This window comes from Paenibacillus sp. FSL K6-2862, assembly GCF_038005125.1.
GTDB lineage: Bacteria > Bacillota > Bacilli > Paenibacillales > Paenibacillaceae > Paenibacillus > Paenibacillus illinoisensis_A.
This window is the reverse complement of the sequence record NZ_JBBOSN010000001.1, coordinates 3,614,280-3,629,001: the sequence shown is the minus strand read 5'-3', so window position 1 is coordinate 3,629,001 and position 14,722 is coordinate 3,614,280. Positions and strand designations below refer to the sequence as shown.

Genomic DNA, 14,722 nt, shown 5'->3' with positions numbered 1-14,722 from the left:
TGGTCGACAAACTTGAGACGGGGGGAGTTCATAATAAATAGTAAATATAAAACGATGTTGACATAAGTTTTTTGCTGTTCTATAATTCAATCAATCAATTGAATATAATATCGATTGAATAATATATATAATAGGAGGTATTCCTTATGAGTGCAGTTTCATTAAATAGTCAGACCTTTCAAAAACAAATAGAGTCAGGCATTACGCTTATCGATTTTTGGGCAGCGTGGTGTGGTCCATGCCAAGTTCAGCTTCCCATCATTCACGAATTAGCTGATGGTCTAGCAGGAAAAGCTACAATTGCTACGGTTAATGTGGATGAACAACCTGAGCTTGCCTCGCAATTTGGTATTCGGAGCATTCCAGCGTTACTTTTGTTTCAGGATGGCAAACTGATTGAAACAATGATTGGAATCCATCAAAGAGATGTACTCAAAACCAAAATTCTTAACCTTATCCAATAATTAATGGATAAGGGAATCAGCAGCAACCTACATTGTTGCTGATTATTTTTTAAAACATATGAAAGACAGAAAATATAAACTCAAACTACCTACTGGTAGATAAAAAAAGGAGATGCAGAAAGATGAAATTCGAGAATAAAACGGTAATTGTAACTGGTGGAGGAACAGGGATTGGTAAAACAACTGCACAACGTTTTTTTGAAGAAGGAGCTAATGTAATCATTAATGGACGCCGTGAAGATGTTTTAGCGAAGACTGCCCTGGAAATTGACCCATCTGGCAAAAAAGTTATCGCTGTCTCAGGGGATATAAGCTTGCCAGAAACCTCGAAAAAATTGGTTCAAGCAGCTGTTGAAGCGTTTGACGGGGTGGACATCTTAGTAAATAACACAGGAAAATTCAACCCAACCCCATTTCTGGACCACACGGAAGATGATTTGCAATCATATTTGGATACAATCATTAAAGGGACTTTCTATCCTTCACAAGCCGTGATCCCTGAGATGAAAAAAAGAGGTGGCGGAGCAATCGTAAATACCGGTTCAATGTGGGCCATTAGTGCGGTTGAATCCACACCATCCTCTGCATATTCAGCAGCGATGGCAGGTAGACATGCTTTGACTAAAAACTTGGCAGTGGAATTTGCTGGGGATCATATACGAGTGAATGCAGTGGCACCAGCCGTTGTTGAAACCCCAATTTACAACACCTTTATGAGTGAAGAAGAAGTCGCCGAAGTATTGCCAAGTTTCAATGCATTTCATCCCATCGGACGAAACGGAACAACAAATGATGTTGCTGAAGCCATTTTGTTCTTGGCTAGTGACTCGGCCTCCTGGATTACAGGTGTAGTTATGCCTTTAGATGGCGGCGTTACTGCTCGCCTTCGTTAATTCTTTATGGAGTAGTCTGGATTTTTCTATCATTATAAAGGGGTATTCGAATGAAAATGCAGTATAACAAGGATGAGTCTGTAATCATCGTCGGAGCAGGTTTAAGTGGGCTTCGTGCTGCTCATTTACTTCATGAACAAGGAATCCCATGCATGGTCTTGGAAGCGAGGGATCGCATTGGAGGAAGGGTCCTGAGCTTAGCGGTTGAAGGGGATCCGGCATTAGGAACATTTGATCTGGGACCGACTTGGTACTGGCCACGTTATGAATATGCAATGGACCGCTTAGTCAAAGAGCTTGGTTTGCAGACATTTGAACAATTCACTGAAGGAAAAATGTTGGTAGAACGATCCCGAACCGAGCCGCCATTACAGCATGATTTGCCCGCAGGAGCGATGGATTATTCATTTCGGCTTGTAGGTGGAGTAAAAGCACTTATTGATGCATTAGTTGCCAGACTACCAACCGAAACCATTCATTTGAATGCTAAAGTTACTGCTATTCATCAGCAGAGCAATGGCAAGGTGAAAGTTCAAACGCATGAGAAGGAATTTCATACAAGTTCAGTTATCATTGCTCTCCCGCCTAGGGTGATTGAACAAAATATCTCTTTCTTACCCAAAATGCCTGTTGAAGTACAATCCAATTTAATAAATAAACCGACCTGGATGGGTGGTCAAGCGAAGATTGTAGCGGTTTACGATAACCCCTTCTGGCGTGATCAAGGACTTTCCGGATTTGTTTCAAGTAGAGTAGGTCCTCTACAGGAAATACATGATGCCTCACCTTCTAGTGGTTCAGGTGCACTTTTTGGCTTCTTTGGCCTCTCTGCTAGGATGCGTTTAAGTATGGAAAAAGAACAGATCATTGAACTTGTGATGCATCAACTGATACATCTATTCGGCCCATCAGCTAAACATGTAAAAGCAATTCTATACAAAGATTGGTCTTCAGATATACACACTGCAGTAGAGAAGGACTCAGAGCCGCTGCTCGATTTTCCAAATTACGGTCCCGTAATAAACAAAAAAGATTCGTTACAGAATATTTTTTTCGCTGGAACCGAAATGGCATCACAGCAAGGAGGTCATCTTGAAGGCGCTCTACAATCAGCCGAAAGAGTCGCAAATGAAATCATTAAACGGTACATTCAATAAATGACAATGGAGAGATCGTTAATGATTATTAAAAGAAATACATTACAGGAGATTATGGATACAGGCCTCATCCTGGTTCAAGAGCGGGGGTATAATGGATTTAGCTATGCTGACATTGCCGATGCTATTGGAATACGTAAAGCGAGTATTCATTATCATTTTCCATCTAAACAAGACTTGGTTCAGGCTGTTTTGAGACGATACCGCAAAGAATTTATGTATAAACTTCAACAAATAAACGATCAAGATCCGAGTGGAAAGCAGAAGTTAGAATCTTTTTTCAAACTCTATCGTGAAACTTTGGAAAACAACACCAAGCTCTGTTTGTGCTCCATGATGGCTGCTGAACTGAATTCGTTTCCGACTGAAATTCGTGATGAATTAAACCAGTTTTTCAAAGCCAATACGGTTTGGGTCCATGATGTACTTGAACAAGGGAAATCAAGTGGCGAATTCTCGTTCTCTAATTCTGCTCTGGGACAAGCTAAGACACTTATCGCATTTGTACAAGGTGCTCAATTGTTATCCAGAACTTCGGGTGACATAGGATACTATGATTCGCTCGTCTCTGGCTATATATCATCGGTAGTTCAATAAACAGAGCAAGAAGTCTATTTGCATACAAAAACCACCTATTCATCAAAATGATGATTAGGTGGTTTTTGTTTAGAAGGCTTAATTGATGAAATGGCTTTGCCACTCATTGATACCTGCATCCATACGGTAGGCTTTGAAACCTTCTTGTTGCAATTTTTCTACAGCGATTGCTGAGTATGCACAAACGGGTCCCTGGCAGTAAGCAACGACTTCAGCGTTCTTTGGGAGTTCTCGCAGCATGATATCCAGCTTATCCATGGGCATTGAAATGGCTCCAGGAATATGTCCTGTCTCAAATTCTTCCTTCGAACGTAGATCCACTAAGATGATGGATTCATTATCAACTTTCTCCATGACTTCATCCATGGAGAGGGTTTGAATATCATTGAGGTTATTTATAAAATCATCTTTTAATTTCGAGATATCTGGAAGTTGCTTCTCGCTTATACGCCAAAGCGAAGACATAAAATCAATAATTTCCGGATCTGCTATGGAATAAATGGCATATGTCCCTTTTTTGGTGAACTTAACAAGCTTGGCATCAAGCAAAATTTGCAGATGGCGTGATACGTTCGCTATATTCATGCCTGTGAACTGTGCCAGCTTTTCAACAGTCTTAGGGCTTTGAGCTAGTACATTCAATATTTCAAGTCGTTTGTCGCTTGATAAACTTTTGCCGATTCGGGCGAGCTGTCTATACAGTTCTTCTTTTAATGCTTTTGCTGTATCCAATTTATCTTCCATCGTGAATAACCTCTATTCTAAGTAATAATGTTCTGACATGATATGAAATGTGTTTATCATCAATCATTAGCTTTAATGATTGAATTGATTCAATTGATTAATAAAATTGTATCATGTTCTTCCATGTAATCAAGAACCGGTCAAAAGATATTTACTTGACGAAGTAATTCATAGTGAAATATAATTCAATTAATTGATTGACAATTTGAATTATGCAATCAATACATTATTTAATGGAGGTTTTACAATCATGGCCAAAGCATATCTTCAAATTACACTCATAATTAATGCACAGGAACGAGAGGCGGCTGTAAATGTTTATACAAAATATAAAGAGCCATTTCTTTCAGGTATTGCTGGTGCCGTATCTAAGGAATTGTTAGTCCGTGATGAAGATGTACAAGTTCTTCATGGCTTTAACAGCGAGGCTGAAGCTAATGCATACTTAGAAAGTGACCTTTTCACGAATGATGTTGTTGTTGGACTGAAAGACTTGCTTCAAGCTGAACCAGAGATTCGAATTTATAATAGATTTTAATAAGCATTACATTCAGTTGTGTCAGTTTATGACATCAATCTAATGAGGTGTCTGGGGAAAGTAATGCGGGGAACTCTAGATTTTTCAAATCATATATGGAGGGATAGTCGATCATGGGAAAACAAAAAATTACTCTGAATACCGCTAGATATAATATAAGGGAGAACAGGAAATGTCTGAACACTCATTAGATTCCTTCGGCAAAAAAAATATCTCAGAATCACTAACAAAATATGTGGAGTCGCCTGAGAAGCAGCGTCAATTGTATAAAAGAACCATGATCATCGTTATTCTTTCACAGATTTTCGGAGGAGCTGGATTAGCTGCGGGCGTGACGGTGGGCGCGCTGCTTGCCCAGGATATGCTAGGAACGGATAGTTTCGCGGGAGTGCCGGCAGCACTATTTACATTAGGTTCAGCAGGTGCTGCGTTATTGGTTGGTCGCCTTTCTCAGAACTTTGGGCGTCGTGCAGGATTAGCGACCGGATTCATCGGAGGAGGAATTGGAGCAATCGGAGTTGTACTAGCTGCTGTAATGGACAATTTACCGCTGCTCTTTATTTCATTGTTAATCTATGGTGCTGGTACGGCAACAAACCTACAGGCTCGTTACGCGGGTACAGACTTGGCTCAGCCCACACAGCGTGCCAAAGCCATTAGTGCAGCCATGGTTTTCACAACATTTGGTGCAGTAGCCGGACCGAATCTCGTAAACATCACGGGGCAAGTGGCCATTTCACTAGGGGCACCAGCCCTTACAGGACCATTTATGCTCGCGTCCCTGGCTTATATCATTGCCGGAGTGGTTCTTCTCATTTTTTTACGACCGGACCCATTTATCGTCTCCAAAGCTATAGCAGAAGCACAGCGTGCAAAAGACATCCAAAACAGTGTGGATGGAACAACTCCTCAAGAACCAATTGTTAATAAATCTGGTATCATCGTAGGAGCTGCAGTGATGGTACTAACTCAAATTGTCATGATAGCCATTATGACCATGACACCGGTTCATATGAAGCATCATGGGCATGGTTTAGGAGATGTTGGTCTTGTCATTGGTATTCATATTGCAGCAATGTATCTGCCTTCCTTGATTACCGGTGCACTTGTCGATAAATACGGGCGTACATTAATGTCCTACGCTTCAGGTATAACCTTGCTCTTAGCTGGCCTGGTGTCTGCGCTTGCTCCAGGCGATTCAATGGTACTTCTCATTCTTGGTCTTGCACTTCTTGGCTTAGGGTGGAACTTTGGATTAATTAGTGGAACAGCAGCTATTATTGACGCTACACCCCCTCAATCACGGGCAAAAACACAGGGAACAGTGGATGTGTTAATCGCACTAGCTGGTGCTTCTGGTGGAGCATTATCGGGTGTGGTCGTGGCCCAATCCAGTTACACAACCCTTTCTTTTATCGGAGGGTTCCTTTCCTTGCTGCTTATTCCAGTTGTCGTTTGGTCCCGCAAAAAGCAAAAGGTTTGATTTCAGTCAGATTTATACTTTTTCAAACGCATCAATAATCTATGGTTTGACTAAGTAGAGTAAGCAATAAAAGGCTGGACAACGTAAAGAGCCGTGCATACTTGCATGGCTCTTCATTGTCTGATTCATATACACGGATGAATGTTTACACAACAGGCTCATTCTGCTTTTTGAAATACTGTTTAATGACCAATTCAAGTACAGGCCCCGGCTCTGCACGCTGTAACTGGGACGTATCACCGAATTCCATGCGGTAAGGCCGCTCGGTACTGCTTGGAATCCAATAGGGTAAAGGTTTGCCAGTGGAATCCAGACCATTCGGATCGCCTGTCGCGATAAAATTGGACAGATAATTACACATCTGGCGTGCCAGGTCATAATGTTTACCGACGAAAGGCCGCCAGCATTTGGCGAGAGTTTCGAAGAAAAACCACAGATCAACGGAATGGAATGTGCCTGGCTGATCCCAGCCCGGAATCTCCGCGTCGAAATTATAATAATAGAGCGGTGTCTCGGATGGATGACCACTATTGGAGCGGATCACAAGTTGAATCGCATGCTCAATCATGCGGATCGATGCCAGCTTTAATACATGATCGAGATCTTCAGTATCGGCTCCACAGCGCTGCAAAAAGACGGGCGCATCCTCTCCAAACAGTTCGGTTGCCGTTTGCTTCAGTTCCTCCATACTGCTTACCGCAGGCTTGGTCCAAAACTCGGAAGAGGTATGTCCAAGCATAACGGGAACGAGTTCGCGCTTATGCTGCATGAAACGAATGAACGGATCACCCGTACAGAACTGATCATCGATGACTGTTCCCCAGAAGCTTTGAAATTCCAGGATTTTATCCCGCAACGTGACCGCGTCCAGCTGTCTGGCTTCATCTAAACTGGATACGCCCAGAAAACGGAAAAAATCAACGCCCTTCTGCTCAGCATCCCGCAGTGTCCCGCGGACTGAAGGTACACGCACATTGGGATACAGTTCGGTCGCAATTCCACTCATGATGACAGCTCGCTGGAACAGGCCTTTGTTCTGCGGGGAAGTCATCTGACTTAGCACACTGCCGCCGCCTGCAGATTGTCCACCAATGGTTATCTGATCCGGATCACCGCCGAAGGCAGAGATGTTACGTTTCACCCAGGCCGTACCTGCCTGCTGATCCAGATGACCAAAGTTCGCAGGTGCTTGTGGGGATTCAGCGCTAATCTCGGGGTGGCACAGGAAACCAAACGCATTCAGACGGTAATTGACGGTAACCACGACAATGCCCCTGCGGGCAATGCGCTCACCATCAAATTCCATTTCAGCAGTATGACCCACCTGAAGCCCACCGCCAAAATACCAGACAAACACAGGCAGCTTCTCATCCGTTCGTTTGGCAGGTGTCCACACATTCAAATATAGACAATCCTCACTCATCGGCAGATCGGGATCAACAGACCACTCTCGCGTATAGATGTTATTATCGTCAATGACGGTCGGGGCCTGCATAGAGGTGGGGGCAAAATCAAAAGCTTGCAGCACCCCATCCCAATCGGATGCAGGTTGTGGTGCACGCCAGCGGTTCTGGCCTACCGGTGGGGCGGCGAATGGGATACCTTTAAAACTTGTAACACGTGGGTCTGCGGCAGGCAGCCCCTGAACTTGGCCATTTTCTACCTGAACGATTCTAAGCAACACAACATTCTCCTCTCTGAATTGAGCATCCTTATTCATGTCGATCCAAGATGTGTGTGGTTGCGCTTACATATCTCTGTTTGGTTATGAGACCACTATTCCGATCATAAGCAACTTGAAAGGAAGTTTCTAGCATCAAAATAAATCAAAACTCCACAAAATCATATATAATGACTGGTATCAAGAAGGGAGGAGCCGGATGTGGACTCATTATGGACAGACGGGAGCAGGGCGAGTCAGGTTTATTTTATAAGCGGCGCCCATAAACCCGTCAATCTTCACCAGTGGGGACCGGGCGTGCGTGATGTTTATGCGCTGCATTATATCATGCAAGGGCAGGGTACACTGGAAACCGGAGGCCAGCAATTTCGGCTCGGTGCGGGAGAGAGCTTTATTATTTTTCCGCAAAAAGAAATCTATTACTACCCCGATCCCGCCGACCCGTGGGAATACGTATGGATGGAGTTCAATGGACGAGACGCAGGACGACTTATAGCGTTGACACAGTTCTCGGTCCAGCACCCCGTACTGCCAGCTGCGCCGGAAACCTTGGAACCCTGGTTTCACCTGGCTTGGAATGCGGGGGCATCACCAAGTGAAGTGTTTAGGGCAGATGCACGATTGCACCTGTTATTATCCTATTACATGGAGTATTTTCCATGCGAGACGCAGGAGGAAGCCAGAGATTATGTGTGGCTGTCGAGGACCTATATTGAGCAGAACTACTGGAAATCGACCTTGACGGTTGCGGAGATTGTACAGGCCGTGAATCTGGAGCGAAGCTACCTGTTCCGCAGATTCAAAGAAGCTACAGGCGAATCCATCTCGGCGTATATAACGGCTTGCCGTATCCGGCGCGCCTGTGAGCTACTGAAGTCATCCAGATTGTCCATTCAATCCATAGCCTATTCGGTTGGGTATAATGATCCGCTTTATTTTTCCAGAGTATTCAAAAAGGCAACATCACATACACCATCAGCCTATATGCTGTTACATCAGAAACAAGCAGAACTCTAAGGGAAAACGTTCAGTACACTAACGGATAGACAGATTACATATTGCTTTTATCGAAAAAGTGCACAGTTCCCGGATTCACGGTAGTAACGAATCAGCTTCTCAATCGGATCCCGCCCGCAATTCAGCTTCACACCGAGACAATCGATACAGAGGAATTGCTGGGCTGTGCGAGAGACCAGTTTGAGATAGATACCCACATCATCCGACGAGAGTGGAACCTGGCAAGTGGTGCACAGCCTGCTCTGTGCCATTTATTTCACCAATTTGGCTCGCACGACGAGACAATCATGAGCCCCAACCACCGGTGCATAACGCTCGCGGAATACACCCAGCTCCTTGTGTTCCCAGCAATCGTAGAGTGTCAGGGAATAACCCGCAGCGTAAGGCAGCCCCATATCCCAGAATTGAAGGGACAGCTCGCGTTGACTGTCACTCAAGTTGAAGAATCCGATGGCAAGATCACCGTCTGTCAGCACCTTCACCAGCATGAATACATCATCGGTATGGAACCATTGAGGCTCGGGTTTGATGCGATAGGCTCCGGGTGCCTCCGCATCCTGGTTGATGGCAAGCAGGTCCGGGTTCATCAGAATATCCTTGGTTGCCTGATTGGCCTTGCGTACATCACATCCAATCATAAGCGGGGATCCCATCATGGACCAGAGCGAGAAGTGGGTTTTGTATTCAGTGTCGTTACAGCCGCCGATGGTTCCAATAAAGTCGTTGTTGCTTCCGCCATACATGCCAACGATGAGCATGTCCATGTCATTATGGCAGAAGGAGCCAGTGTAGCTTTGTTTGCCGAGCTGAGACAGAGCCAGGTCCTTGACCGATTGCCAGTTGTCGCGAATGTCACCGGTGGAGCGATACATATGAGCCCCTGACTCACGAATCCACTCATATACGTTGTCCTCTCCCCAATTGCAGGCAGAGAATAGGATATCCCGCCCGCAGTTTTTGAGTGCAAGGCTCATGCGCTTGTATAACAGCTCACCTGAGATATGGCGCGGCTTGAAACAGTAGTCATATTTTAAATAATCCACGCCCCACTCGGCGAATAACGCAGCATCCTGGAATTCATGCTCGAAGCTGCCTGGATAACCTGCACAAGTATGTGTACCAACACAGGAATACATGCCAAATTTGAGACCTTTGTCATGGATATAATCTGCAAGCGCCTTCATTCCACTCGGAAATTTAGCGGGGTCTGCGACCAGATTACCATCTGCATTACGTTCCTTCAGACTCCAGCAATCGTCAATGACGATGTACTCGTATCCGGCGTCCAGATAACCCTCCGTAACAAACACATCGGCAACATCCCGAATCAATTGTTCATTAATGTCCCACGTGAAGGTATTCCATGAATTCCATCCTAGTGCAGGGGCAAACCCCATTAACGAATGATTGCTCATAATCTCGCTTCCTTCCTAAATCCTAGTTTCATAAGTATGAATAGTGTAAACACAATTGTTATTTCAAAATAACTACAATGAACTTAAACGATAAATATGAATTCAGCCATAGCTTGACGTTGCTTCCATATGGACTGATGTTGTCCAGTGGACTTAAATAAAGCAAACGCCAAGTACATTCATTCAATGAAATTTGTTGAACCATGAGAAACTGGAGTATAATGACCTTTGCGGATCGCATTTAGAAGGAATTCTGTGTTTGGTAAAAAACATATATAGAGTGGTTATAATTGCATTTGCAAAGATTGGACCCAACTATACATCACGATAATTCCTTGAAAGGGGACATCTGTTTTGGATGAGCAATTTTTAGATCTACTTGCTGAGAAATATGATACGGAAGAAAAAATCATAACAGAGATTATCAACCTTGAAGCGATCTCCAATCTTCCAAAAGGAACCGAGCATTTTGTCAGTGATTTGCACGGGGAGTTCCAGGCTTTTCAGCATGTACTACGAAACGGTTCAGGTACCGTTAAAGAGAAAATCAAAGAATTGTTCCGTGAGGTTTGGACGGAGCAGGAAATTAATGATTTTGCGGCATTGGTATATTATCCGGAAGAAAAAATAAAGCTGGTTATAGGGGACCTGAGCAATAAACAGGCCTTGAACCAGTGGTACAGACAAACGATAGAAAACATGCTTAAGCTTGTTTCTTATGCCTCTTCCAAATATACACGCTCCAAACTGCGGAAAGCTCTGCCGAAACAGTATGTATATATTGTAGAAGAGCTTCTATACAAGACGGATACGACCAACAATAAGGATCCGTATTACGAGGAAATATATAGGCAAATTATATCTTTGGGTCAGGCGGACAATCTCATTATCGGCCTTGCTTATACGACCCAGCGTCTGGTGGTTGACCACCTTCATGTGGTTGGCGATATTTATGACCGGGGGCCGGACCCCGATAAAATTATGGATACGTTAATCAACTATCATTCTGTAGACATTCAGTGGGGAAACCATGATGTGCTCTGGATCGGCGCCTATGCAGGTTCTCTGGTCTGCCTTGCGAATATTATCCGGATCTGCGCGAGATACGACAATTTGGACATCATCGAAGATGTATACGGAATCAATCTTCGCCCACTGTTAAACCTGGCGGAGAAATACTATGAAGATAATCCTTCTTTCAGACCTAAGCTGCAGGGTGGCCATAACGTATCGGAGCAGGAAATTCTGCAGATCACCAAGATTCACCAAGCCATCGCCATGATCCAGTTTAAGCTTGAAATCCCGATTATCAAAAGACGCCCAGACTTTAATATGTCTGAAAGACTTCTGCTGGAGAAGATTGATTACGACAAAAATGAAATCAACATCTGCGGAAAAACATACCAGCTGGAAAACACCTGTTTTGGAACCGTAAATCCACAGAACCCTGAACAATTGCTGGAGGAAGAACGCCAGGTGATGGAGAAGCTGCTTTTCTCCGTTCAGCATTCCGAGAAGCTGGCAAGGCATATGAATTTCCTTATGAAAAAGGGCAGCCTTTATTTAAAATACAACGGGAATTTGTTAATCCACGGTTGTATTCCTTTGGATGAAGAAGGGAATATGGAAGAAATGCAGATTGAAGACAAGACGTATGCGGGCCGTCAGCTGCTCGATGTTTTTGAAGAGAACCTACGTTACGCCTTTGCGCATCCGGAAGAGACAGATGATCTGGCAACAGATATGGTATGGTACATCTGGACAGGGGAATGTTCCTCGCTCTTTGGCAAGAGAGAAATGACCACTTTTGAACGGTACTTTATCCAAGATAAGGAAGCCCATAAGGAGAGAAAGAACCCTTACTACCATTTGCGTGAAAAGGAAGAGATCTGTCGAAAGATCTTGCTGGAGTTCGATTTGAATCCGGATCATGGACATGTCATTAACGGACATACGCCAGTTAAAGAAATTCGTGGAGAGAGCCCTGTTAAAGCAAACGGGAAAATGGTCGTCATTGACGGTGGATTTTCCAAAGCTTATCAATCCACAACGGGCATTGCGGGATATACCTTGTTGTATAATTCCTTTGGCATGCAGCTCGTCGCCCATCAGAAATTTAATTCAAAAGAAGATGTACTGTGTAACGGAACGGATGTATTATCTATAAAAAGACTGGTGGACAAAGAACTGGCGCGGAAACTGGTGAGGGAAACCAATATCGGGGAAAAGCTGCTGCAGAAGATCTCGAATTTGACGGATTTACTGGAATATCGCTCGATGAAATGAACTATTGCTAAACGTACCCACTCGGATCAAACGGTTTGAGTGCAATTTGGTGTAGACGCTCGTATTGGGCAGGGAAGTCATGTTACCCTGCCTGTGCGAGCTTTTCATTTTTTATAGATCAATCTGATTTCAATACGAACTGCTGCGACATTCTATGTCGTACCATGACCTCTATAATAACGGTGAACACACAAACTACATTGAAAAGAGGTTCACACCATTGGCAAAAACCAAAAGAGGACGCGTCTTGTGGAATATTCCTTCCAGGGGGCGGGGAACATGTCCGGTATGCAGCAGCACACGTATTAAACTGTTGTATTCGCAAACGAAAACAGATGGTACCAGCCTGAAAGTATGCAAAAAATGTTCCAAGGCTGTACAATCCAGAGTGGATAGAGCAACCGTATAACGTAACAGGCCTGTTCTTCGGAGCGGGCCATTCGTTTGGTATAATGGGTTTACGTTTAGCACAATGTGGAATCAATGGGGGCCTGTAAAGATGAGTAATATGCATCGTATTCACTGGTTTGACGAGCAGATTCGAAGCGGACGTTTTCCGAACAGCAGCTGGCTTGCCCGTGAATTTGAAATATCCCGGCGTCAGGCACAGCGTGATATTGAATATATGGCGATTTCATTACGTGCCCCTTTACTATATCTTGCGAAATATAGAGGGTATTGTTATGAGGACCAGACCTATCGATTACCCCATTTATATATGACAGAAGAAGAACAGAGCGTCCTCAAGTATTTGGCTCATCGTTATCGGCATTTTAATCACGAACAATCTGATGTGGTAAAGCGTGTGGCGCATCTGTTAGAGCGATTTACGGCTGAAGAGCAGCAGATATTGAGCCGACCACTACCCACATTCGCGGCATCGCCGAAGCTTCTTCAGCATTTTGAATTATTATCCCATGCCATAACAGAATCACTTAAAGTACATATGTATTACCGAGACTTTTCCGGAGAAAGGCAGTTTCCTTGGTGTCCATTGAAGATCATATCCCAGTACAATGCTGATTACGTCATTGGCTATGAAACGGATCCTGTACAGCAAAGTGCCATACGGCTGGAGGGTATCGTTCATGTGCGATTGACGGATGAAACATTCGAATGTAATTCAGACATGCAGCTCAGTGGATGGGAAGAACCTCTACCTGTTCGAAAACCATTTGTAGCTGAGATTCGCTTAAAAGAAGTGCAACAAACAGAGCAGTGGCAAGGATACCGCATTCGAGACAAACAGGATCAAATTCACTTTATAGAATTTTATGATACAGAGGCTTTCATGCAGCATTTACTTATAAGTGAGTGGGAGGAATTAATATCTCCTGGGTGGCTAAGAAACAAGATGCAGAGCCATGCAAACGTAATACTTAACAGACTTCATAATTCAAATCATGCTCACGTGAAGTAAAGACCATGGAGGGAGAACTTATCTTGGCAGAAGTACAGCTAAACAACCTGATGTTAAAGCGAGAGTCTAAATCATTTGTGGATAGTCTGCATGCTATATTGACCCATACAGGTCAGTTTCAAGGTGCAAAATATTTGCTCTCCGGGTATACAGGAATGGCTTTTAAACTTTCGGTGCATCGCAGGCTTCTTCCCATGTCGGTAACGGCGTATGGACAATGGGGAGAAGCACACCGTCCTGGAATCGACAACCTGGGAATATTCACGATCTGGGATGGAGGACGTACGCGCCATTCTACATTCAATTATTATCAGCGAGATGCAGTGCAATGGGTTAAGCGAAGTCTGGACGAGGGAAAAGGAGTAATTTACTGGATTCCGGAGTTCGGCGTTATACATGGATATGATGACGATGATTGTATCTTTTACTTACAAGATGGGTCGAGTAAGGAGCCTCAGATTTTGCTATATGACAATTTTGGGCTAAATTTCACAGGTTTCTGGTATTGTCAGGTCTTTGGTGAGCAACTTCCAATACCCAAACAGGATATGTTGTTGGAATCCTTACGACTTGCTATCGAGGACTGGGATATCCCTTATCGCTTACTACCAGATCAAAACATCGCTTCTGGCCGATTGGCATATGACGTATGGGTGCAAGCTCTACGAAGTGGTGATTATGATCCAACGGGGGTAACTTATCTTTTAGAATCTTATTGTCAGTCTCGTGATGAAATTCGAATGTACCTGCAGGATATGCAAGGAATATGGGATGAGCTGGACCAAGCTTATTCATGTTATGACCAGCTTGGAACGTTAATTCACCAGATGAGGGAATTCATGATTCAGCAGGAGGATAAATGGACCCTGGAGCTGGATGCAGCGGACAAACTGGCACAAGTTCTAATGGAAGCGAAAGCACTAGAAGAGCAAGCGGTCAATCATTTTCGCGTAATATCCTTGAAATTCCCTGATCGTAAGCGTTCTACTGTGCCACGATGGGGGGCGCACTCGGCAAGATAGACAGA

General features: G+C 44.0%; 15 protein-coding genes. 11 read left to right on the top strand and 4 right to left on the bottom strand.

Going from position 1 to position 14,722, the window contains the following annotated elements; genetic code table 11:
- The first annotated feature begins 146 nt into the window (after positions 1-146).
- From trxA to MHB82_RS16410, 4 genes are all read left to right on the top strand, one after another.
- Positions 147-464: a thioredoxin gene (trxA, locus tag MHB82_RS16425; RefSeq protein WP_341175308.1), complete on the top strand. Its 318-nt coding sequence runs from the start codon at positions 147-149 to the stop codon at positions 462-464.
- A gap of 122 nt (positions 465-586) precedes the next feature.
- Positions 587-1,357 (top strand): SDR family NAD(P)-dependent oxidoreductase, encoded by a 771-nt coding sequence (locus tag MHB82_RS16420; protein ID WP_095357774.1) that lies wholly within the window; start codon positions 587-589, stop codon positions 1,355-1,357.
- Positions 1,358-1,407: 50 nt separating this feature from the next.
- Positions 1,408-2,514: a flavin monoamine oxidase family protein gene (locus MHB82_RS16415; RefSeq protein WP_341175307.1), complete on the top strand. Its 1,107-nt coding sequence runs from the start codon at positions 1,408-1,410 to the stop codon at positions 2,512-2,514.
- Positions 2,515-2,535: 21 nt separating this feature from the next.
- Positions 2,536-3,111 carry a TetR/AcrR family transcriptional regulator gene (locus MHB82_RS16410; protein ID WP_341175306.1) on the top strand — a complete coding sequence of 192 codons (576 nt, stop codon included), beginning with the start codon at positions 2,536-2,538 and terminating at the stop codon, positions 3,109-3,111.
- 78 nt (positions 3,112-3,189) lie between these two features.
- On the opposite strand, the gene MHB82_RS16405 is transcribed toward MHB82_RS16410, so the two are convergent.
- Positions 3,190-3,855 (bottom strand): ArsR/SmtB family transcription factor, encoded by a 666-nt coding sequence (locus tag MHB82_RS16405; RefSeq protein WP_095357777.1) that lies wholly within the window; start codon positions 3,853-3,855, stop codon positions 3,190-3,192.
- Positions 3,856-4,105: 250 nt separating this feature from the next.
- Between MHB82_RS16405 and MHB82_RS16400 the strand changes: the two genes are divergently transcribed.
- Positions 4,106-4,393: a hypothetical protein gene (locus tag MHB82_RS16400; RefSeq protein ID WP_341175305.1), complete on the top strand. Its 288-nt coding sequence runs from the start codon at positions 4,106-4,108 to the stop codon at positions 4,391-4,393.
- Between the two features lie 172 nt (positions 4,394-4,565).
- The gene (locus tag MHB82_RS16395) at positions 4,566-5,876 is read left to right on the top strand and encodes an MFS transporter (RefSeq protein WP_341175304.1); all 1,311 of its coding nucleotides are present in this window, start codon (positions 4,566-4,568) and stop codon (positions 5,874-5,876) included.
- Between the two features lie 145 nt (positions 5,877-6,021).
- Here MHB82_RS16395 and MHB82_RS16390 read toward each other — a convergent pair whose 3' ends face one another.
- Positions 6,022-7,557, bottom strand: a complete 1,536-nt coding sequence (locus MHB82_RS16390) for a carboxylesterase/lipase family protein (RefSeq protein ID WP_341175303.1) — start codon at positions 7,555-7,557, stop codon at positions 6,022-6,024.
- 201 nt (positions 7,558-7,758) lie between these two features.
- Between MHB82_RS16390 and MHB82_RS16385 the strand changes: the two genes are divergently transcribed.
- Positions 7,759-8,574, top strand: a complete 816-nt coding sequence (locus tag MHB82_RS16385) for an AraC family transcriptional regulator (protein ID WP_095357781.1) — start codon at positions 7,759-7,761, stop codon at positions 8,572-8,574.
- Positions 8,575-8,621: 47 nt separating this feature from the next.
- Here the strand turns inward: MHB82_RS16385 and MHB82_RS16380 are convergent, their stop codons facing one another.
- On the bottom strand, positions 8,622-8,825 hold the full coding sequence (locus MHB82_RS16380; RefSeq protein ID WP_110822769.1) for a hypothetical protein: 204 nt from the start codon (positions 8,823-8,825) through the stop codon (positions 8,622-8,624).
- Complete coding sequence (locus MHB82_RS16375; RefSeq protein WP_341175302.1) at positions 8,826-9,989, bottom strand: glycoside hydrolase family 27 protein; 1,164 nt, start codon at positions 9,987-9,989, stop codon at positions 8,826-8,828.
- Positions 9,990-10,343: 354 nt separating this feature from the next.
- Between MHB82_RS16375 and MHB82_RS16370 the strand changes: the two genes are divergently transcribed.
- The 4 genes from MHB82_RS16370 to MHB82_RS16355 all read left to right on the top strand — a co-directional run bounded on the left by MHB82_RS16370 (position 10,344) and on the right by MHB82_RS16355 (position 14,717).
- Positions 10,344-12,275 (top strand): fructose-1,6-bisphosphatase, encoded by a 1,932-nt coding sequence (locus MHB82_RS16370; protein ID WP_341175301.1) that lies wholly within the window; start codon positions 10,344-10,346, stop codon positions 12,273-12,275.
- A 220-nt stretch (positions 12,276-12,495) separates the two neighbouring features.
- A complete protein-coding gene (locus MHB82_RS16365; RefSeq protein ID WP_095286843.1) occupies positions 12,496-12,684 on the top strand; it encodes a hypothetical protein in 189 nt (62 codons plus the stop codon).
- Positions 12,685-12,774: 90 nt separating this feature from the next.
- The gene (locus MHB82_RS16360; RefSeq protein ID WP_110822772.1) at positions 12,775-13,695 is read left to right on the top strand and encodes a helix-turn-helix transcriptional regulator; all 921 of its coding nucleotides are present in this window, start codon (positions 12,775-12,777) and stop codon (positions 13,693-13,695) included.
- Positions 13,696-13,718: 23 nt separating this feature from the next.
- Positions 13,719-14,717, top strand: a complete 999-nt coding sequence (locus MHB82_RS16355) for a hypothetical protein (protein WP_341175300.1) — start codon at positions 13,719-13,721, stop codon at positions 14,715-14,717.
- The last annotated feature ends 5 nt before the right edge of the window (positions 14,718-14,722 follow it).

Excerpts from the sequence above, each read along its gene's own strand:
- MHB82_RS16395 (WP_341175304.1), top strand. The coding sequence starts at position 4,566 with ATGTCTGAACACTCATTAGATTCCTTCGGCAAAAAAAATATCTCAGAA.
- MHB82_RS16405 (WP_095357777.1), bottom strand. The coding sequence starts at position 3,855 with ATGGAAGATAAATTGGATACAGCAAAAGCATTAAAAGAAGAACTGTAT.
- MHB82_RS16400 (WP_341175305.1), top strand. The coding sequence starts at position 4,106 with ATGGCCAAAGCATATCTTCAAATTACACTCATAATTAATGCACAGGAA.
- MHB82_RS16375 (WP_341175302.1), bottom strand. The coding sequence starts at position 9,989 with ATGAGCAATCATTCGTTAATGGGGTTTGCCCCTGCACTAGGATGGAAT.
- MHB82_RS16415 (WP_341175307.1), top strand. The coding sequence starts at position 1,408 with ATGAAAATGCAGTATAACAAGGATGAGTCTGTAATCATCGTCGGAGCA.
- MHB82_RS16380 (WP_110822769.1), bottom strand. The coding sequence starts at position 8,825 with ATGGCACAGAGCAGGCTGTGCACCACTTGCCAGGTTCCACTCTCGTCG.
- trxA (WP_341175308.1), top strand. The coding sequence starts at position 147 with ATGAGTGCAGTTTCATTAAATAGTCAGACCTTTCAAAAACAAATAGAG.
- MHB82_RS16410 (WP_341175306.1), top strand. The coding sequence starts at position 2,536 with ATGATTATTAAAAGAAATACATTACAGGAGATTATGGATACAGGCCTC.
- MHB82_RS16420 (WP_095357774.1), top strand. The coding sequence starts at position 587 with ATGAAATTCGAGAATAAAACGGTAATTGTAACTGGTGGAGGAACAGGG.
- MHB82_RS16360 (WP_110822772.1), top strand. The coding sequence starts at position 12,775 with ATGAGTAATATGCATCGTATTCACTGGTTTGACGAGCAGATTCGAAGC.